Raw genomic sequence first — 20437 nt, 5'->3', positions numbered from 1 at the left:
TGGTCGGTGTCAGCCACAGCTCGGGGGCGCAGGCGCTGCGCCCCCGGCCGCGTGGTTCGGCTGACTCAGTCGAGCCCGGCGCTCGCCGTGAGGGTTTTCGCCTCGGCGCTGTCGACGAAGCCCTCGGGCTTCTTCATGCGGCTGAGCACGACCATGAGCACCGCGGACAGGAGCATGAAGAAGCCGACGATGAACATCGGCACCTCGTAGTTGCCCGTCCAGTCGGTCACCGCGCCCGTGATGTACGGCGCACTGAATCCGGCGAGGTTGCCGATCGTGTTGATGAGCGCGATGCCCGCGGCTGCGGCCGCTCCCGTGAGGAACTGGGTCGGGAGCGTCCAGAAGTTGGGCAGCGCGGCGAAGATCGCCATGGCCGTGATCGCGATGACGGCGATCGTGGCGGCCGGGGATCCCGCGAAGAGAGCGAGAGGGATGCTGAGCCCACCGACGACGGCCGGCCCGACGATGTGCCAGGTCTTGAGTCCGCGTCGGGTGGCGTCGCGCGACCAGAAGTAGAGCGCGATCGCGGCGGGCACGTAGGGGATCGCCGTGATGAAGCCGCGCTCGATGACGGTGAACTCGGTGCCGTACTGCTCCTGGAACCCCCCGATGATCGTGGGGAGGAAGAACGCGAGAGCGTAGAGGCCGTAGACGAAGCCGAAGTAGATGAGGCTGAGCATCCAGACCCGGCCGTTGCCGAAGACCTTCCACACGCTCGGGTGCTTGCCGTTGACAGCCGACCCCGTCTTCGTCGCCGCTTCGCGCTGCAGCGCTCCCGTGAGCCAGACCTGTTCCTCGTGGGTGAGCCACTTGGCGTCTGCGGGCTTGTCTTTCAGGTAGAACCACGCGATGACACCCACGACGATCGCGGGGATCGCGACTCCGGCGAACATGAAGCGCCAGCCCGCGAGGCCGAAGATGCCGTCGAAGCTGATGAGCCAGCCGGCGAGGGGCGCACCGATCACGGTCGTGAGCGGCTGTGCCAGGTAGAAGAGGGCCAGGATCTTGCTGCGGTGCGCCGCGGGAACCCAGAGGCTCAAGAAGAGGATGGCGCCGGGGAAGAAGCCGGCCTCCATGACGCCGAGCAGGAAGCGCAGGGCGACGAGCTGCTCGAAGTTCTGCACCCACGTGAAGAGCAGCGCGACGATGCCCCACGAGACCATGATGCGGGCGAGCCACTTGCGCGCACCGAAGCGGTGCAGGGCGAGGTTCGACGGCACCTCGAGCAGGATGTAGCCGATGAAGAAGACGCCGGATGCGAAACCGAACTGCGCGGCCGACAGGGCGAGGTCGGCCTCCATGCCGTTGGGGGCGGCGAACCCGATCGCGGTGCGATCGAGGTAGTTGATGAAGAACATGAGTGCCACGAACGGCACGAGGCGGATGGCGACCTTGCGGATCGCGGATTTCTCGACGGCGCTCTGCGCCTCCGCCGAACGGGGTGGGGTGTCCACATCGACTCCTAGGTGATCTAACGACGTTGTTGGATGGCGCCCCGCCGACGATGCGGTGGAGTGCGCGAGATTCATCGTGCCGACTTCGTTAGCGGTTGTCAACCGGTTGACCAATACTGGCGCCGCTTGGGCGCCCCGTGCCGCGCGGCCGATGCGCACCGCCTCGTTAGGCTGGGTGCGTGCCCGCCTACCCCGACGACGATCCGATGAACCTGCGGCTCGAGCTCGAGGTCGTCCCCCAGGGGACCGCCGTCGGCGAAGTCGTCAAACAGCTCATCGGCCTCCTGACCGCCGGCGAACTGACCCCGGGCTCGAGACTCCCCCCGGAACGCCTCCTCGCCGAGCAGCTCGGCGTCGGCCGTTCGGCCGTCCGGGAGGCCCTCGCGGCCCTCGAGATCCTCGGCATCGTGTCGGTGCGCCCCGGCTCGGGCACCTACCTGCGCGACAACACCTCGGAGCTGCTCCCGACCACCCTGAGCTGGGGCATGATGCTCAACGCCGCGCGCACGCGAGAGCTCATCGAGGTGCGCAGCGGTCTCGAGATGCACGCGGCGACTTTCGCCGCCGAACGAGCCGGAGACGACGACATCGCGAAGATGCGCGGATTCGTCGAGGTCATGCGCGACAGCATCGACGACATCGACACCTTTCTCCAGGCCGACATCCGCTTCCACCTGCAGATCGCCATCAGCGCCGACAACGTGGTGCTGCGCGACCTACTGCAGAGCACGCGGTCTCTGCTGCGACTGTGGGTCGAGCGCGGACTGAGCGAACGGGATCAGGCCGAAGCCGCCTACCGCGAGCACCTCGCGGTGTTCGAGGCGATCGAAGCGCGCGACCCCGCGGCGGCGTTCACCGCGATGCGCGACCACATGGCCACCGCGGGGCACCGACTCGAGAGCGCGAGCGCCGCACCGCAGGCTCCGCGCTAGCGCGGAGTGGGAGCTCCCCCGGCGCCGGTCGAGCCGCCCGACTTGCCGTACCTCTTGCGCACGAAGGGCAGGACCTTGCGGATGACCATCCAGGCGATCGGAATGAATCGGAACATCGTTTACTCTCCCAGAGTCTTGCCGTCGGCGCCGAGATAGTCGCGCCACGAGCGTTTCGGAGTCCAGCCGAGCAGTCGCCGGGCTTTCGCGGTGGAGATGCCCGAGGCATCCGGTCGGTCGATCTCGCGCAACTCGATCTGGTCGCCGTAGTTCTTGGCGAGCATCTCGGCGAAGTCGTGCCCGCCGACATTGTCGGGCGACGCGATGTAGAAGAGTTCGTGGCCCGCGAGGTCGGACTCGGTCGCGAGCACGATGGCGTCGGCGAGGTCGTAGACGTCGATGTAGCTCCAGAGTCCGGGGCTCGGTTTCGACTCCTCGGTGATCTGCGGGCCGAGGTTGTGCTCGTAGTTGCCCTCGAACTGCACCCAGCTCGGGCGGATCGAGATCGTGCGCATGTCCGACCTCTCGGTCGCGGCGACCATGAGCTGCTCGCCGAAGTGCTTCGAGAGGGCGTAGGGGTCTTGCGGGTGCACGGGGTGGTTCTCGTCGATCGGGGCGTACTCGGGCAAGAAGTCCCGCTCGGCGAAGAAGAAACCGGGCACGGTCTCGCTCGAGATGTAGACGAACCGTGAGACGCCCGCACGCACGGCGGCCTCGAGAACGTTGAAGGTCGCCATGAGGTTGGTCTGGAACACGACGTGGGGCGCGTTGCCGGTGGGCTCGGGGATCGCGGCGATGTGCACGACGGCGTCGACGTCGCGCACGACCGCGTAGGCCTGGCCCGCGTCGGTGAGGTCGGCTTGCGTGTACTTCGGGTCGCTCGCGGGTTTGCGGTCGAAGTTGGGGCGCGAGAGGTCGGTCGTGCGCACCTCGTGGCCCGCGTCGACCATCGCCAGGGTCACGGCACGACCGACCTTGCCGTGGGCGCCGGTGATGAGGACCTTCATTGTGTCTCCTAGGGATCGTGGCACCCGCCGACGGATCCGATCGGAGTCGAAGGATCGGTCAGGCCGCGGTGACCCCAGTCAACTTACCCCGCTCCGCCCGGGTCATCGGGGGGATCGACGACAACAGCTCGCGCGTGTATGCGTGATTCGGCCTTTCGAAGATCTGCTCGACGTCGCCGACCTCCACGGCCGACCCGTGGTACATGACCATCACGCGATGGGCGAGGTTGCGCACGACCGAAAGATCGTGCGAGATGAAGAGGATGCTGAGCCCGAGACGCTCCTGGATGCCGACGAGGAGGTCGATGACCTGGGCCTGAATGGTGACGTCGAGCGCGGAGACGGGCTCGTCGCACACGAGCACGTCGGGGTCTCGCATGAGCGACCGTGCGATCCCGATGCGCTGGCGCTGACCACCGGAGAACTGGTGGGGGAAGCGGTCCATCATGTCGGGCTGCAACCCGACGAGCTCGAGCAGTTCGGCGACCCGGTCGCGACGGGATGCCGCCGTGCCGACCCGTCCGACGGCGTGGGGCTCGGCGATGACATCCTTGACCCGCATTCGCGGATCGAGCGACGTGTAGGGGTCTTGGAACACCATCTGCACTCCCGCTTGAGCGCTCGGGCGCCGCCCGCGGGTGCGGCGCGTGACGTCGCGCCCCCGATACATCACGGTGCCCTCGTCGGCGGACTCGAGGCCCACGATCATGCGCGCGAGCGTGGACTTCCCGCTGCCCGACTCCCCCACGATCCCCACCGTCTCCCCGCGCTTGAGGGTCAGGTCGACCCCGTCGACGGCGCGCACGGCGTTGCGGCGCAGGAGCGGGCCGGTCGTGAAGACGCGAGTGAGCCCCGTGACGTCGAGAACCGGGGCATCCGCGTCGAGCTCGGGAGGGAGCACTCGCGCACGTTCGGGCTTCGGGGCCGAACCGAGCAATTGTTGGGTGTAGGGCTGGGTGGGGAAGGCGAAGATCTGGTCGGCGTCGCCGTGCTCGACGACGCGCCCGCGATGCATGACCACGAGTCGGTCGGCGACCTCGGTCACGACCCCGATGTCGTGGGTGATGAGGAGCACTCCCATGTCGAGACGCTGCCTGAGGTCGTGCAGCAACCGGAGGATCTGCGCTTGCACGGTCACGTCGAGCGCCGTCGTCGGCTCGTCGGCGATGAGGAGTCTCGGTTGCAGTGCGATGGCCATGGCGATGAGGATGCGCTGACGCATCCCGCCCGAGAACTGGTGCGGGTAGTCGTCGACGCGCGCGGCCGGTGACGCGATGCCGACGAGGTCGAGCAGTTCGATGGCCGACGCTCGCGCACTCTTGCGGCTCGCACCGCGGTGCACACGGAAGATCTCGCCGATCTGATCTCCGATGGTGAGCACGGGGTTGAGCGACGAGAGCGCGTCTTGCAGCACCATGCTCATGCTGTCGCCGCGGAGCCTGCGCCGCTCTTCGGCGTTGAGGGAGAGCAGCGACACGTCACCGAGGTCGAGTCGATCCGCTGTCACGATCGCGGCGTCGTCCTGGATTCCCATGATGGCGCGCGCCGTCACGGTCTTGCCCGAGCCCGATTCGCCGAGCAGGGCGACGAGCTCTCCGGCCCGCACGTCGAGGTCGAGACCGGAGACGGTTGCGAGGGGGCCGGAGGTGCTCTCGAAGGCGATGTCGAGACCACGCACGGTCAATACGCGTGCGGACTCGGGGGTTGATGCGTCCATGCGTCCATCTTGCCGCCTCCATCGCGCCGGAATGTTTCATGCAAATAAACTTTGTGCCGAATTGACCCATTCTGATTGACATATCTGCCGAACAAAGAGGATTCTCAGTTCAGCAAGAGGATCCGGCGGGCGCCTGCCCGCCGCCCCACACGTGCATGACTGAACGGAGAACCCCGTGCTCGAACCAGCGGAGCGCTACACCGGCTACACGGCATACGACTACTTGGAGAAAGGCACCGACTACCGCGCCTTCGAGTACGCGAAACAACTCGGCAGAGTTCCGGAGTACTCCGGACTCGATTTGACCCCCGAGCAGGCCGAGAGGTCGGCGCGACTGCTCGAGAACGAGACCGTGATCTCGCTGCACGAGCACGTGCAGGTGTTCCCCCAAGACATGGGTCAGCTGCGCGACCACATCCGCCAGGGTCGCGAACCCACCGGATACGAGGGGCTGTCGCGGTCGGGCCTCACCGCGGTCTTCGACAACGGGATGGACGGCACGTGCTGCATCTCGAGCGACGCGGGCTGGAAGTACCAGGACGTGCTCCACGACCTCGGCGTGCGCATGGCCGACCTCGCCCACCAGGACTTCGTCATCAAAGGCGAGACGCTCAAAGACATCGAGTACGCCAAAGAGACGGGTCGCATCGCCCACGTCTTCGCACTCGAGGCCGCGACCCCCATCGAGAACGAGGTCGACCGCCTCGACGTTCTCTACGGGTTCGGCGTGCGTCAGATGGGCATCGCCTACTCCGAGGCCAACTACCTCGGGAGCGGGCTCAAGGAGCGCGGCGACGGCGGCCTCACCTACTTCGGCGAGCGCGCTGTCGCCCGCATGAACAAGCTCGGAATCGCGATCGACATCTCGCACTCGGGCGACCGCACGTGTGTCGACGTCATCAAGGCGTCGAAGAAGCCCGTCTTCATCACGCACGCCGGCGCCCGCGGGCTGTGGCCGACCAATCGCATGAAGACCGACGAGACGATCATCGAGTGCGCCAAGCGCGGAGGGGTCATCGGCATCGAAGCCGCGCCCCACACGACGCTCTCGCCCGCGCACCCCAAGCACTCGCTCGAGTCGGTCATGGACCACTTCTCGTACTGCGTCGACCTCGTCGGCATCGAGCACGTGAGCTTCGGGCCCGACACCCTCTACGGAGACCACGTCGGCCTGCACCACGCTTTCTCGGCGCAACTCTCGATCGGCCAGGCCCACGGCCACGTCGACTACGAGGAGGTCGACTACGTCGACGGCGTCGAGAACCCCACCGAAGCCATGGGGAACATCATCAGCTGGCTCGTCAAGCACGACTATTCCGACGACGAAATCCGCGCCGTCGTCGGTGGCAACACGGTGCGGGTCCTAGAGGAGGTTTGGGTCTGATGCGTCAGAGAAGAGTCATCGTCGCCGGCATGGCGACAGCAGCAGTACTGGCATTGAGCGCGTGCGCTCCGCAAGCGCCGGAGAGGTCGGGTGAGTCGACCCCCGAGGCGGGGAACGACACCCTCACGATCGCGACGACGACGGATGTCGTGAACTACAACCCGCTCATCGGCAACAGCCGGAGCGACTACTGGATCACCAACCTCATGTACCCCCACCTGCTGAGCATCGGCGACGACGGCTCGAAGGAGCCGGAGCTCGCGACCGAGTGGGGTTACGTCGACGACACGACGGGGTACTACGAGATCCGCGACGACATGACCTGGAGCGACGGTGAGGCTCTCGACGCCGACGACGTCGCCTACACGATGAACGCCGTCAAGCAGGATGCCCCCGCCGGAACGTTCTACGGGCAGATGGCCAACTTCGAGTCCGCCGAAGCCGTCTCCGACACGCGCATCGAGATCGAGCTCACGCAACCGGATTCGTCGATCGTCGAGGAGATCGGCTTCTGGGGCAACGTCGTGCCGCAGCACGTCTTCGAACCCGGTGGTTCTGTCGCCGAGTTCGCCAACGACGGGTCGGACGGCGGCTGGGTCAGCGCCGGACCGTTCCTCCTGACAGACGCACAAGCGGGCCAGTCGTACACTCTCGAGCGCACCGAGGACTATCCACTCGTCGAGGGCGGAACCCCGATCCCCGCTCAAGTGGTCTATCGAGTGTTCCCCGACGTCAACACCGAGATCCTCGCGTTGCAGAGCGGCGAGGTCGACGCGATCGCCAACTCGCTCCCGCCCGCCCAGGTCGAGCAGCTCGAGAACACCGACGGCATCGAGATCGTCGAGGTCACCGGACTCGGGTACGCCCACATGACCTACAACATGACCAATCCCGACCTCGCGAAGACGGATGTGCGCCGGGCTCTCGCCCACGCCGCCGACTACGAGGCCATCCGCAACGTCGTATTGCAGGGCCAGGCCGTGTCGACGGGGTCGAGCCCCCTCATGCCGGTGCTCGCCGACTACTACGACGAGTCCATCACCGAGTACGAGTACGACCCCGAGATGTCACGCGAGCTCATGGAGTCCGCGGGATACGAGGCCGACTCGAGCGGCATGTTCCCTGTGTCGTTCCGACTCATCTACTCGTTGCAGGACCCCGTGACGAGCCAGTGGGCTCAGCTCGTGCAAGACGGCGCCGCCGAAGCCGGGATCACGATCGAGTTGCAGGGCACGGAGCGCAACACCTACCTGGCTCAGACCAACGAGGGTGACTACGACATCTACGCCGGCAACTTCGCGATCATGGACGACCCGGTGACGAACTTCGCGCTGTCCTACCTCCCCGACGGGGCGATCAACTACACCTACGTCGACGACGATGAGCTCAATGCTCTCATCGCCGAGGCGGCGGAGACGTTCGACGAGGAGGAGAAGATCGCGATCATGCGCGAGGCCGCCGCGATCGTGCACGAGGAGGTCTACGACAACATCATGTACACGCAGAACCTCTACGTGGCGCACAGTTCGGAGTGGGCCGGATTCATCTCCAAGCCGAGCGAACTGCTGTCGATCGTCAACCCCGTGTCGCTCGCGAACGCCTACCGCGTCGCCGAGTAGCCGGTCGCCGAGAGATAGAGAGAGGCCGCCCGCGTGTCTATAGCCCTGTTCGTTCTCCGCCGTCTCGGCAGGGGGGTGTTCACGATCCTCTTCGCAGTGACCGTGACCTTCCTCCTGCTGCGGCTCCTCCCCGGAGACCCCGCCCTGGCCATCGCGAGCCCGAGCATGACAGACGAGACGCGGGCGGCCATTCTCACCCAGTACGGCCTCGACCAGCCGATCATCGTGCAATACGGCCTCTACCTGTGGCAACTGCTGCAGGGCAACCTCGGAACATCGTTCACCCAGTCGATTCCCGTCGTCGACGTGCTGCTGCAGAGACTGCCCTGGACCCTCCTGCTCACGGTGAGCGCACTCGTGCTGACCGTCGTCATCGGCATCCCCCTCGGCGTGATCGCGGCCTCCCACAAGAACCGCTTCCTCGACCGCTTCGTGCAGGTGTTCGGAGTCACGGGGCAATCGCTCTTCGTTCCGAGCGTCGGTGTGGTGCTCCTGCTCGTCTTCGGTCTCAACCTCGGGTGGTTTCCGATCGGCGGAGCCTTCAGCGACGGGGTCTACGGAATGGAGTGGTACGCCTCCGTGCTCTCCCACCTCGTGCTCCCCGCGCTCTCCCTCACCCTCATCCAGCTCGGGAGCTATGTGCTCACGATGCGCGGCACCCTCATCGACGCTCTCGGTGACGACTACGTCACCCTCGCGAAAGCGAACGGGCTCTCGCCCCGCCGCATCCTCTGGAAGCACGCCCTGCGCAACGCCCTCCTCCCCGCGACGACCCTCATCGGACTCCAGCTCGGTTTCGTCGTCGGCGGGGCCGTGCTCACCGAGACGGTGTTCGCCTACCCGGGCATCGGTCGCGGCATCTACGAAGCGGTGACGCAACTCGACTTCCCCGTGCTCCAGGGCGCGTTCCTCCTCCTCGCCATCACCGTCGTGATCGTCAACATGCTCACCGACATCGCCTACGGATTCCTCGACCCGAGAGTCAAGACCTCATGACCGCTCCCCTGCCCGAGTCCGAGCTCAACCCGACCTTCGTCGAGTCCGCGGGAACGAACGGTCGGCGGGCGAGCCGCGCCACGTGGCACGCGTTCCGCAAACAGCCGCTCGGCATGATCTCGCTCGTCATCCTCGGGGCGCTCGTGCTCGTCGCGATCTTCGCGCCGCTGCTCGCGCCCTACCCCGCGAGCTACGGCACCGAGGTGCTGCGGCCCCCGTCGTTCGACAACATCTTCGGCACCGACTCGCTCGGCCGCGACGTGTACGCCGAAGTCGTCTGGGGCACGCAGCAGTCCGTGCTCGTCGCCGCGGCGGCGTCGGCGATCGCGATCGTCTTCGGCACCCTCGTGGCCGTGATCGGCGCCTACGTCTCCCGCCTCGATACCGTCATCAGCGTCATCGTCGACCTCACGCTCTCGCTCCCGGTTCTGCCGCTCATGATCCTCGTCGCGGCCCTCGCCGGACCGAGCACGTCGACGATCATCCTCGTCGTCGCGGCGTTCTCCTGGCCCGAGGTCACGAGGCTCGTGCGCTCTCAAGCCCTCACGGTCGTCAAACTCCCCTACATCGACGCCGCGCGACTCATGACGCGCAATCACGCCTGGATCCTCGGCCGCCACGTGATCCCCGCGGTCACGCCCGTGATCGTCGTCTCCGTCGTCGTGACCGCCTCGCGCGCCGTGCTCTCCGCGGCGGGCCTCGCCTTCCTCGGGCTCGGCGACCCGACGACGTGGTCGTGGGGTCGCATCCTCTACGAAGCGCAGACCTCCGGGGCGATGGTCTCGGCGTGGTGGCTCACCCTCTTCCCCTCGCTCGCGATCCTCGCCCTCGTGCTCTCGGCGACCCTCCTCTCGATCAGCTACAACGACGCCAGAAACCCGCGGAACCATGACCGCTGATGCCCTCACCGAGGCGCCGTTCGACCCGCGACTCTCGGTCGCGACCTACGACGCGATCCAGCGCCGCGTGATCGACCGTCTGGGCGACGAGAGCCTCCCCGCGATCGTGACCGACGACCCCGAAGACGTCTCCTACCTCACGGGCTTCTTCCACCACCCCGGCGAACGCCCCGTCGCCGTGCTGCAGACCGCCGACGGGCGCACGATCCTCCTCGTTCCCGAGCTCGAACGCCAGCACGCCGAGGAGCAGCATTCGCGCGCCGAGATCGTCGCGTTCGCCGAGTACCCCGGTCTGGAGAACCCTTTCGCACCCCTCGCCCGAGCGTCGACGGCGCTGCGCGGACGGGTCGGTGTGACGACATCCATCACCCTCCACCGCCTCGCGATGCTGCGCTCCGCGTTCCCCGACGTGGAGTGGGTGCCGACCGACCTGATCGGACGAGCGCGCCATGTGAAGTTCGCCGAGGAGGTCGCCCAGCATCGCGAGGCCGCGCGCATCACCGACCTCATGCTCACCTCGGGAGTCGAACTCGTGGCCGACGCGGTGTCGGCGGGAGGCGCTCTTCCGTCGGAGGCCGAACTCGCGAGCCATGTCGGCCGCATCGGTGTCGGCACGATGTATTCCGAGCACGCGGATGTCGTCGTCATCTCGTTTCTCGCGGGCGGCCTCGTCTACGCCGGGGCGAACTCGGCGATCCCGCACGGCCTCCCGTCGGGATACCGTCTTCGCGACGGCGACACCTTCATGCTGTCGCTCGGCGCCGCGGTCGGCGGACGTTTCGTGGAGGGCGAGCGCACGTTCGTGCTCGGTGAGCCGACCCCCGACCAGCGCCGCTACCACGACACCGTGCGGCTCGCGCAAGCCGAAGGGTCTCGCGCGATCGCCCCGGGAGTCGCGTGCGCGGCGAGCAACGAGAGGTGCCTCGACGTCATCCGTGACGCCGGGCTCGCGCAGTATCTGCGACACCGTCAGGGGCACGGCATCGGTCTCGGGATGCACGAGCCCCCGTGGCTCGAAGCCGGCGACCCGACCCCGCTCGAGGCGGGGATGATCGTGTCGAACGAGCCGGGCATCTACATCCCGGGGCACGCGGGCTACCGCATCAGCGACAGCATGCTCGTGACCGACGAGGGCTCCGAGCCCCTCACGTCCTACCCGCGATCGCTCGAGGATTGCGTCATCCCCCTCTGATCGACGATCACTCTCCCGTTCGAACCGCGACACGAAGGAACACCATGACCGACGAGACCGTCTCCCCCGAATTCGCCGCCGCGACCACCACGGCCCAGCGCGTCACCATCAACGGCAACGAGCTCGCGGTCGAGGTGCTCGGCCCCGAGGGTGCGCCCGTGATCCTCACGCACCACGGGGCGCCGGGCCTCGGATCGCGAGCGGAACCGCGCGCGAGCTTCGGCCGCCTCGCCGACCAGTACCGCGTCGTCGTCTTCGACGCGCGCGGGAGCGGTGCGAGCGAGGGGTCGGGCGTCTTCAGCCACGAGCAGTGGGCCGCCGACATCGACGGTCTCCGCGAGTGGATCGGTGCCGAGACGGTCATCATGGCCGGCGGGTCTTACGGCGGCTTCATGGCCATGGAATACGCGATCCGCTACCCGGATCGCGTGAGCGCTGTCGTCTTGCGCGACACCTCGGCCGACAACGGCAACGCGCATCTCGCGCGGGAGAACGCTCTCGCGAGTGACCGCGTGACGATCGACATGGAGAAGTTCGACCGCATCGACGAGGGTCGGGTGCGTGACGACGCCGACCTCGAGGACTGCTGGCGGGAGATCCTGCCGCTCTACGACTTCCACTACGACCCCGAGGCGACCGAGCGCAAGGTCAAGGCGACCCCCTACCGGTTCGAGGCGCACAACTACGCCTTCTCGGTGAACCTCCCCGCCTACGACCTCAAGCCGCAGTTGCCGAGCATCACGGTGCCGACGCTCATCACTGTCGGACGCACCGACTGGATCACGCCGGTATCGTGCAGTCAGACCATTGCGGACCTCATCCCCGACTCGCAGCTCGTCATCTTCGAGGAGTCGGGGCACTCTCCGCAGATCGAGGAGGCCGAGAAGTGGACAGCGACGGTTCGGTCGTTCCTGAACACGGTGGTTCCCCCGCGGTGAATCCCGCCATCCTCGAGAGGCTCTCCGACCTCGACAAGCGCATCGTCGTCGCCCTGCAGGGCGACGGTCGGGCGAGCTGGCGCGCCGTCGCCGACACGGTCGGTGCTCCGGTGACCACGGTCGTGCGCCGCGGCCAACAACTCCTCGCCGATGGGGTCGTGCGTGTCGCCGTCGTTCCGGCTCTCGCCGCCGACGGCCGCTACGACTCGTTCCTCGTGCGCATCAACACCAAGCCCGGCGAGCACATCGCGGTCGCCGCGGCCCTCGTCGACAACCCCGACGTGCGATTCGTGACCCTCGTCACGGGTTCCTACGACGTCATCGCCGAGCTCATCGTGCGCGGCGGTGCCACGCGATATCCGCGCATCATCGGCGAACTGCAGTCCATCCAGGGAGTCGAGCGATGGCGCAGCGACCTCATCCTGCACGTCTACAAGGTGAGCTTCGACTGGGGGCGCCAGCTCTACGGCGGGCACTTCGAGGTCGATGCCGACCGCGAGGTGGGCACCGCGGCCGAACTCGAGGATTGCGCGCCCGAGCACTTCGATGAGGCCGACCGCAGCATCCTCTCGGCGCTTCGCGACGACGGTCGGGAGACCTTCCAGAACATCGCCGACCGGGTGGGCTTGAACGAGTCGAGCGTGCGCAGGCGATACGACCGAATGAGGGCCGCACGCTGCGTCGACGTGCTGACCCTCATCCCCTCCGCCGCGCTCGGTATGGAAGCCGAGACCCTCCTCACCGTGACCGTGCACCCGTCGCGGCTCGAGGAGGTAGCCCGCGAGCTCGCGCGGTATCCGGCGGTGCGATACCTCGCCGCCCTGCTCGATGAGAACGCCCTGCTGTGCGAGGTCATCGCGCCCTCGGCGACGGAGCTGCACACCTTCATCACCGAGTCGCTCGCCCACCTCGACGGCGTCTCGGGATGGACCGCGAGCATGGAACTGCTCTACCTCAAGCGTGGCTTCGTCGAGACGCCGTGGTGGCGGTCACAGCTCGGCTACTCGTAGCGCAGCGACTCCACGGGGTCGGCTTTCGCGGCCCGCGCCGCAGGCAGGGTGCCCGCGATGAACGCGATCGCCATGACGAGCAGGATGATCGCGGCGATCGACACGGGGTCGAACGCGATGAGCGTGAGCCCCGGCAGGTCGGCGAGGAGGGTGTCGGCGAGCGCGGCACTGATGCCGGAGCCCGCGAGCATCGCGAGACCGATGCCGATGGCACTGCCGAGGAACCCGAGGAACGCGGCTTCGAGGCTGAATAGCGCGAACACCCTCCCTGACCCCATCCCCATCGCCTTCATGAGTCCGATCTCTCGCGTGCGCTCCTGCACCGACATGTAGAGGGTATTGACGATGCCGAAAGCCGCGGCGAGCAGGGCGATGATGGCGAACGCGTTGAGCACGAGCACGATGCCGTCGATCACGGTCGTGACGATGCCGAGCTGGTCGGCGATCGTCGTGCCGGTGTAGCCCTCGTCGGCGAGGCGGTCCTGAAGTGCCTCGACCTCGGTTTCGGTCGCGTCGGGGTCGAGCCACACGGTCGCCGAGGAGTAGCGGTCGGCCTGGTCTGTCGTGAGCCCGGTGCTCTGCGCGTCGAAGAGGGCGTCGGTCAACGCGTCGTTGGTGAGGATGCTCGACCCCGTCGGGCTCACGAGAGCCTCCTCGGTGACGCCGACGACGGTGGCCTCGAGAGTGTGCCGGGTGCGTTCGGCATCCGTTATCGCGACGGACACGGTCTCCCCGAGCGCGGCGTCGGCGGAGTCGAACCCGAGCGGCTCGACGTAGGCGACGGGGAGCGCGACCTCGAAGTCGGTCGCTGCACTATCGGGTTCGTCGCCCGCGGCGAAGACCGCGGTCTGGCCGGGGATGAGACTGCCGACACTCGCCTCGTATGCCGTGCCGTCGCCGAAGCGGATGTAGTCGGGCGTGATGGTGCGCGCCGCGTCGACGTCGAGCACCCCCTCGATGCCCTCGAGTTCGTCGATGTCGTCGGATGTCAGGGCGATCACGGTCTGACCACCGACCCCGGTTGCGACGGCGTCGGGGTCGTACTCGACGGGCCCCGAGTCCCCCGTGCCGGGGAGGCCGGCACCGTCGTCGTTCGGCTTGGTCACCGACATCGCGTCGGATGCTCCGACCCCCGAGACGGTGTCGTCGATGTAGGCGTTGATCCCCGTTCCCAGTCCGCTCGTGAGGGCGAGGGTGAAGGCGCCGACGAAGATCGCGAGGATCGTGAGAATGGTGCGGGTCTTGGATCGGAAGGTGTTCGCCACGGCCGATCCGACGAGCGCCGAGGTTTTCACTCGGCGACCTCCCGAGCCGAATCCTCGACGATGAGTCCGTCGCGAATGAGGATGCGGCGATCGCACCGCGCCGCGAGGTCTTCGTCGTGGGTCACGACGATGAGCGTGATGCCGTGCTCCCGATTGAGCCCGAAGAGGATGTCTTCGACCACGGCGCCCGTGGCCGTGTCGAGGTTTCCCGTGGGCTCGTCGGCGAAGATGATGCGCGGGTTGTTGACGAGGGCGCGCGCGATGACGGCGCGCTGTTTCTGACCGCCCGACAGGTTGGCGGCCTTATTGCCCGCCTTGTCGGCGAGTTCGAGCTGCTCGAGGGCGGCGAGCCCGCGTCGTTTGCGCTCGCTCGACCCCACACCGGCGATCGTGAGCGGGAGCACGACGTTGTCGAGCACCGAGGTGTTGCCGGTGAGGAAGAACTGCTGGAAGACGAAGCCGAAGGTCTTGTTGCGCGTCTTGTTGAGGCGTGACCCGCGCAGGGTCGCCGCGTCGGTGCCTTCGAGGGCGATCGAGCCCGAACCGGGAACGTCGAGCAGGGCGAGCAAGTGCATGAGGGTGGATTTGCCCGACCCGCTCTTGCCGACGATCGCGACGCTCTCGCCCTCGCGGATGTCGAAACTCACCCCCTTGAGCGCGTCGAAACGGTTCTGGCCGGTGCCGTACGACTTGCGCACGTCTCTCACCGAGAGGATCGGGGTGGTCATGGTGCTCCTGGGTCGGGGTTGCTGAACGGGGTCGCTCACGGGGCTCGCTGCCGGGGTGGCTGAGCGACTCCTCCAGCGTCGCCGCGACGTCGGTCGCAGACATCCCCCATCGGCAGACACCCGACTACCGCGGTTGCGGTACATCGGATTGCCGCGCTGGGGTGACCCGTGGGCGCGCGCGAGCCGACAGACTGGAAACGTGATCCGTCCGCCCTCCGAGACCGCCGCCCCGGCGAGCACGCACCACCGCGTTCCCCGGTGGCTGCCCGACCTCGTGCTCGGCGTCGTGATCGTCGCGACGGCGTTCCTCCCCGCGCCGGTGCTCGAGTTCCGCACGAACGGCGCGACCGTCGCGCTCGTGCTGTCATCCGTTCTGCTGCTGCCGTGGCGCACGCGGTGGCCGGTGCCCGTGCTCGCCGTCCTCCTCGCGCTCTTCGCGGTCACCGCGATGCTCGGCACCCTCTCACCGGGGATCGGTCTCGCGATCGCCGCCGCCGTCTTCCGCCTCGCCGATCGCGGTCCGCGTCGCCGCGCGTTCGTCGCCGCGGGCTTCGTCGTCGTCTCGGTCATTCTGCTGAGCCTTCCGTCGTCGATCAGCAGCGTCTTCGAACCGAGGGTGCTGCAGTTCGGTCTCGTGGTCGCCCTCGCCGCCGTCGCGGGCGACGGTGCGCGATCGCGGCGCGACTACATCACGGCCATCACGGAGCGCGCCGAACGCGCTGAACGCACGAGGGAAGCCGAGGCGCAGCGCCGCGTCAGCGAGGAGCGCTTGCGCATCGCGCGGGACCTGCACGACGCCGTCGCGCACCAGATCGCGGTCATCAGTTTGAACGCCGGCGTCGCGTCGTCGAGCATCGACAGCCGGCCGGAGAAGGCCAAGGATGCCCTCGTCACGATCCGCGGGGCAGCGCGCACCGTTCTCGGGGAGATCGGCGACCTCCTCGGGGTACTGCGCACCGACGACACGACGGGCGGTGGCGACGCGTCTCCGCAACCGGGCCTCGACCGACTCGACGACCTCGTCGAGCAGTTCGCGCGCGTGGGCCTCGACGTGCACACGCGCACCGAGGGTGACCTCTCGGCGGTGTCGGGCACCCCGGCATCCGTCGGCTACCGGGTGCTGCAGGAGGCCCTCACGAACGCCCACAAGCACGGCTCCGAGCACCGCGCCCACGTGCTCGTCGAGGTGACCGACGCTGCCCTCGCCCTCACGGTGACCAACCCGAGCGACGCGTCGACGTCACGGGAGAGCGTCGAGAGCTCGGGGCTCGGGCTTGTCGGCCTCCGCGAGCGTGTCGCCGCGGCGAGGGGAACCGTCGACGCCGCGCCCTCAGCCGGCGGATGGAAGCTCGCCGCCCGGATACCCCTCGGCCCGGGTGGGGAACGATGACGCGCGTGCTCGTGGTCGACGACCAGGCCCTCATCCGGCAGGCGGTGACCGACATCCTCTCCGGCGAAGCCGACATCGAGGTCGTCGGCGACGCCGTGAACGGGCGCCGAGCTGTCGAGCTCGCGACCGAACTGCGTCCCGACGTCGTCGTCATGGACATCCGCATGCCCGATCTCGACGGCATCGCGGCGACCGCCGAGATCTGCGCCGACCCCGCGCTCGGCGACGTGCGCGTGCTCATCCTCACGACCTTCGAAGAAGACGAGTATCTCGTCGGCGCCCTGCGCGCCGGGGCGAGCGGGTTCGTCGGAAAGGGTGCCGAGCCCGATGAGATAGTGCGGGCCGTGCGCGCCGTGCACGCGGGAGAGGCACTGCTCTCGCCGGTTGCGACGCGCGCGCTCATCGACCGTTTCGTGCAGACGAGGCCCGACGCCGTGGCGATGGACAGCCCCGGGCTCGCTACCCTCACCGATCGCGAGCGCGAGGTGCTCCTCCTCGTCGCGCGCGGTCGCTCCAACGCCGACATCGCGAGCGACCTCGTCATCTCCCCGCACACGGCGAAGACGCACGTGAATCGCATCATGACGAAGCTCCACGCCCACGACCGGGCCCAGCTCGTCGTCGTGGCCTACGAGTCGGGACTACTGACCCCCGGGGCCTGACCTTCGACGACCGCCGGCTCGAGCTGGAAGCGGTACCCCATCCCCGACTCGGTGAGGAGGTAGCGCGGGTTCGCCGGGTCGGGTTCGATCTTCTTGCGCAATTGCGCGATGTAGAGGCGCAGGTAGCCCGTGTCGGTGATGTGCTCCGACCCCCAGATGTCCGTGAGAAGCGTCTGCCGGGTCACGAGCCTGCCGGCGTTGCGGACGAGGATGTCGAGCACCTCCCACTCGGTGGGGGTGAGCCTCACGAGCTCCGGTCCGCTCGGTGCCGCCCTCGTGATGCTCCGCGCGGCGAGGTCGATCGTGACGTCGGCGATGCGGATGACCGGCGACTCGTCCTGGCTCGCGATGCGCCTCGTGAGGGCCCGGATGCGCGCGAGGAGTTCGTCGATCGAGAACGGCTTGGTCACGTAGTCGTCGGCGCCCGCGTCGAGGGCGTCGACCTTGTCTGCCGCCCCCGTGCGCCCTGACACGACGAGGATCGGCGCCGTCGACCACCCGCGCACCCCCTCGATGACCTCGATGCCGCTCAGTTCGGGCATTCCGAGGTCGAGCACGAGGACGTCGGGGTGATGCTCGATCGCGGCGTTGACGGCTTCGACCCCGTTGGTCGCCGTGACGACCTCGTATCCGCGCGCGCCGAGGGTGACGCGCAGGGCGCGGAGCATCTGGGGGTCGTCGTCGGCGACGAGGATCCTCATCACGAGCGCGGCACCGCTCGCGCGTCAGCGCCGGGCATGTCAGCGACCCGACCCTCGGCCTTCGCGACCTCGGCCATCGGCAGCGCGACGACCATAGTGAGCCCACCGCCCGGGGTGTCTTCGGCCTCGAGGGTGCCGCCCATCCCCTCCGTGAAGCCCTTCGCGATCGCGAGCCCGAGGCCGAGACCCGTGAGGTTGTCGGTGTCGCCGAGTCTCTGGAAGGCCGCGAAGATCTCGTCGCGGCGTTCGGGGGCGACGCCGGGGCCGTGGTCGGCGATGCGGATCTCGACGATGCCCCCGAACGCGCTCGTCGAGATGCGCACGCGGGTTCCGGGCGGGGCGTAGCGGCGGGCGTTGTCGAGCAGGTTCACCACCACGCGCGTGAGCAGACCGGGGTCGGCGAGCATCGGCGGGAGGTCTGCTCCGAGGTGCAGCGCGACATCCGCCGGCCCGATTCCGAGCTCGTCGAACGCGGGCAGAATGACGTCTTCAGCGTCGATCCTGGTCACGGCGACCGCGAGCACGCCCGCCTCCACGCGACTCACGTCGAGCAGGTCGGTGATGAGCGACGCGAGGGTGGCGAGGCTCTCTTCGGCCGTGGCGAGCAGTTCTTCGCGGTCGGCGTCCGACCAGCGGATGTCGGGCGACCGCACCCCGCTCACGGCCGCGGTCGCGGCGGCGAGCGGCCTCCGCAGGTCGTGGCTCAGCGCCGACAGGAGGGCACTGCGCATGCGGTCGGTCTTGGTGAGCGGTCCCACTTCGCGCGCGGTCTGCAGGAGGTAACCGTGCTCGATGGCCGCCTCGATCTGCGTCGCGATCACGGTGAGCAAGCGCCGTTCGGATGCCGCGAGGTCGGCGCCGTGCAGTTCGAGAACCGCCCGCTCGCCCACGGGCACGGCCGTCGCGGTGTCGTCGGGCGTCGGCTCCCCGTCTTTGTGCGTCGTGGTGCCGTCGACGACGAGCCGCACCCCGGTGAGTCCGAACGCTTCGCGCGTGCGGCTCACGAGCGCCTGCAGCGCCCCCTCGCCGCGCAGCACGCTCCCCGACACGGTCGCGAGCAGCTCCGACTCGGCGGCGGCACGTCTGGCGGTGCGCGAGCGCCGTGCCGCCTGGTCGACGACGTAACTGACGAGCACGGCGTTGACGAGGTAGAGCCCGAGCGCGAACAGGTGCAGAGGGTCGGCGATCGTCACCGTGTGGAGCGGTGCGACGAAGAAGAAGTCGAGGGTGAGACCCGAGAGCAGGGCAGCGAAGAGCGCGGGCCAGATGCCCCCGACGAGGGCGACGATGATCACGAGCAACTGGTAGCTCAGCACGTCGCTCGTGATCGTCTCCTCGCTCCGCAGCGCGGTGAGCGCGAGCGTGACGAGGGGGCCTCCGACGAGGGCGAGCACGAAGCCCGCGATGCGCCGCTTCATCGTGAGCGCGCCGCCCAGGCGAGGCAGCGAGAACCGCCCTCCCGCCGCCTCGTGATTGACGATGTGCACGTCGATCGAGCCGGCCTCGCGCGTGACGGTCGACCCGATTCCGGGGCCTGTGAGGGCGGCCACGAGTCGGCTGCGCCTGCTCACGCCGATCACGAGCTGAGTCGCGTCGACGCTGCGCGCGAAGTCGACAAGGGCGCGCGGAACGTCGCTCCCGACCACCTGGTGAAAGCTCCCGCCGAGTTTCTCGACGAGCGCGCGCTGCTGGGCGAGGGCTTCGGGTCGCGCGACGCGCAAGCCGTCCTGGCTCGTCACGTGCACCGCGAGCAGCTCGCCGCCGCCGGAGCGTGCGGCGATGCGGGCACCGCGGCGCAGCAGCGTCTCGCCCTCGGGCCCGCCCGTGAGGGTCACGACGACTCGCTCGCGGGCCTCCCACGCGCTGTCGATGCCGTGGTCGGTGCGGTAGAGCTTGAGGGCGCTGTCGACCTCGTCGGCGAGCCACAGCAGCGCGAGTTCGCGCAGCGCAGTCAGATTGCCGAGGCGGAAGTAGTTCGAGAGCGCCGCGTCGATGCGCTCGGCGGGGTAGACCCGGCCGCCCGCGAGCCGGTCGCGCAACGCTTCGGGAGCGAGGTCGACGACCTCGATCTGTTCGGCCGACCGCAGCACGTGGTCGGGGATCGTCTCCCGCTGCGGCGCCCCCGTGATCTTCTGCACGACGTCGTTGAGCGACTCGATGTGCTGGATGTTGACGGTCGAGATCACGTCGATGCCGGCATCCAGGATCGTCTGCACGTCTTGCCAGCGCTTCTCGTGCGCGGTGCCCGGAGCGTTCGTGTGGGCGAGCTCGTCGACGAGCGCGAGGTCGGGGCGACGTGCGAGCACGGCGTCGACATCCATCTCGGTGAGCTCGACACCGCGGTGGGTCACGACCGCGCGCGGCACGATCTCGAGACCCTCCGTCATCGCGGTCGTGGCGGCGCGACCGTGGGTCTCCACGACCGCGACAACGACGTCGGTGCCCTCATCGCGAAGGCGCCCACCCTCTTCGAGCATCGTGTAGGTCTTGCCCACACCGGGTGCCGCCCCCAGAAGCACCCGCAAGCGCCCACGTTTCATCGTTCA

General features: G+C 68.2%; 17 protein-coding genes. 10 read left to right on the top strand and 7 right to left on the bottom strand.

Annotated features, from left to right (window positions below):
- Window positions 1–65: 65 nt before the first annotated feature.
- Complete coding sequence (locus tag ACLHIH_RS00140) at window positions 66–1454, bottom strand: MFS transporter (protein ID WP_411314698.1); 1389 nt, start codon at window positions 1452–1454, stop codon at window positions 66–68.
- 179 nt (window positions 1455–1633) lie between these two features.
- On the opposite strand from ACLHIH_RS00140, the gene ACLHIH_RS00135 reads away from it, so the two are divergent.
- Window positions 1634–2386 carry a FadR/GntR family transcriptional regulator gene (locus ACLHIH_RS00135; protein WP_411314697.1) on the top strand — a complete coding sequence of 251 codons (753 nt, stop codon included), beginning with the start codon at window positions 1634–1636 and terminating at the stop codon, window positions 2384–2386.
- Window positions 2387–2505: 119 nt separating this feature from the next.
- On the opposite strand, the gene ACLHIH_RS00130 is transcribed toward ACLHIH_RS00135, so the two are convergent.
- Both ACLHIH_RS00130 and ACLHIH_RS00125 read right to left on the bottom strand, forming a co-directional pair.
- Window positions 2506–3390: an NAD-dependent epimerase/dehydratase family protein gene (locus ACLHIH_RS00130; RefSeq protein ID WP_411314696.1), complete on the bottom strand. Its 885-nt coding sequence runs from the start codon at window positions 3388–3390 to the stop codon at window positions 2506–2508.
- A 58-nt stretch (window positions 3391–3448) separates the two neighbouring features.
- Window positions 3449–5107 (bottom strand): dipeptide ABC transporter ATP-binding protein, encoded by a 1659-nt coding sequence (locus ACLHIH_RS00125; protein WP_411314695.1) that lies wholly within the window; start codon window positions 5105–5107, stop codon window positions 3449–3451.
- A gap of 175 nt (window positions 5108–5282) precedes the next feature.
- Here ACLHIH_RS00125 and ACLHIH_RS00120 point away from each other — a divergent pair, with 175 nt between their 5' ends.
- From ACLHIH_RS00120 to ACLHIH_RS00090, 7 genes are read left to right on the top strand one after another with little or no spacing between them, the layout of a single operon-like run.
- Entirely contained in the window at window positions 5283–6491 is a 1209-nt protein-coding gene (locus ACLHIH_RS00120; RefSeq protein ID WP_411314694.1) for a dipeptidase, read from the top strand.
- Entirely contained in the window at window positions 6491–8110 is a 1620-nt protein-coding gene (locus ACLHIH_RS00115; protein WP_411314693.1) for an ABC transporter substrate-binding protein, read from the top strand. The genes ACLHIH_RS00120 and ACLHIH_RS00115 overlap by 1 nt, the downstream gene beginning before the upstream one ends.
- A gap of 33 nt (window positions 8111–8143) precedes the next feature.
- Complete coding sequence (locus tag ACLHIH_RS00110; RefSeq protein ID WP_411314692.1) at window positions 8144–9106, top strand: ABC transporter permease; 963 nt, start codon at window positions 8144–8146, stop codon at window positions 9104–9106.
- The gene (locus tag ACLHIH_RS00105; RefSeq protein ID WP_411314691.1) at window positions 9103–10005 is read left to right on the top strand and encodes an ABC transporter permease; all 903 of its coding nucleotides are present in this window, start codon (window positions 9103–9105) and stop codon (window positions 10003–10005) included. Before ACLHIH_RS00110 ends, ACLHIH_RS00105 begins: the two co-directional genes overlap by 4 nt.
- Window positions 9995–11197: a M24 family metallopeptidase gene (locus ACLHIH_RS00100; RefSeq protein WP_411314690.1), complete on the top strand. Its 1203-nt coding sequence runs from the start codon at window positions 9995–9997 to the stop codon at window positions 11195–11197. Before ACLHIH_RS00105 ends, ACLHIH_RS00100 begins: the two co-directional genes overlap by 11 nt.
- Window positions 11198–11241: 44 nt before the next feature.
- Window positions 11242–12135 (top strand): alpha/beta fold hydrolase, encoded by an 894-nt coding sequence (locus ACLHIH_RS00095; protein WP_411314689.1) that lies wholly within the window; start codon window positions 11242–11244, stop codon window positions 12133–12135.
- Window positions 12132–13145 carry an Lrp/AsnC family transcriptional regulator gene (locus ACLHIH_RS00090; protein WP_411314688.1) on the top strand — a complete coding sequence of 338 codons (1014 nt, stop codon included), beginning with the start codon at window positions 12132–12134 and terminating at the stop codon, window positions 13143–13145. Before ACLHIH_RS00095 ends, ACLHIH_RS00090 begins: the two co-directional genes overlap by 4 nt.
- Here ACLHIH_RS00090 and ACLHIH_RS00085 read toward each other — a convergent pair.
- A complete protein-coding gene (locus ACLHIH_RS00085) occupies window positions 13136–14410 on the bottom strand; it encodes an ABC transporter permease (protein WP_411314687.1) in 1275 nt (424 codons plus the stop codon). The two genes, ACLHIH_RS00090 and ACLHIH_RS00085, sit on opposite strands and share 10 nt — an antisense overlap.
- A 26-nt stretch (window positions 14411–14436) precedes the next feature.
- A complete protein-coding gene (locus ACLHIH_RS00080; RefSeq protein WP_411314686.1) occupies window positions 14437–15138 on the bottom strand; it encodes an ABC transporter ATP-binding protein in 702 nt (233 codons plus the stop codon).
- Between the two features lie 199 nt (window positions 15139–15337).
- Here ACLHIH_RS00080 and ACLHIH_RS00075 point away from each other — a divergent pair, with 199 nt between their 5' ends.
- Both ACLHIH_RS00075 and ACLHIH_RS00070 read left to right on the top strand, forming a co-directional pair.
- Window positions 15338–16528 (top strand): sensor histidine kinase, encoded by a 1191-nt coding sequence (locus tag ACLHIH_RS00075; RefSeq protein WP_411314685.1) that lies wholly within the window; start codon window positions 15338–15340, stop codon window positions 16526–16528.
- The gene (locus tag ACLHIH_RS00070) at window positions 16525–17190 is read left to right on the top strand and encodes a response regulator transcription factor (RefSeq protein WP_411314684.1); all 666 of its coding nucleotides are present in this window, start codon (window positions 16525–16527) and stop codon (window positions 17188–17190) included. Before ACLHIH_RS00075 ends, ACLHIH_RS00070 begins: the two co-directional genes overlap by 4 nt.
- Here the strand turns inward: ACLHIH_RS00070 and ACLHIH_RS00065 are convergent.
- A complete protein-coding gene (locus ACLHIH_RS00065; protein WP_411316267.1) occupies window positions 17157–17891 on the bottom strand; it encodes a response regulator in 735 nt (244 codons plus the stop codon). The two genes, ACLHIH_RS00070 and ACLHIH_RS00065, sit on opposite strands and share 34 nt — an antisense overlap.
- Complete coding sequence (locus tag ACLHIH_RS00060) at window positions 17891–20431, bottom strand: ATP-binding protein (RefSeq protein ID WP_411314683.1); 2541 nt, start codon at window positions 20429–20431, stop codon at window positions 17891–17893. Before ACLHIH_RS00060 ends, ACLHIH_RS00065 begins: the two co-directional genes overlap by 1 nt.
- Window positions 20432–20437 lie beyond the last annotated feature (6 nt).

This window comes from Marisediminicola sp. LYQ134, assembly GCF_046599635.1.
GTDB lineage: Bacteria > Actinomycetota > Actinomycetes > Actinomycetales > Microbacteriaceae > Marisediminicola.
Note: the sequence above shows the minus strand (reverse complement) of the source record. Positions and strands in the feature narration are given on the sequence as shown.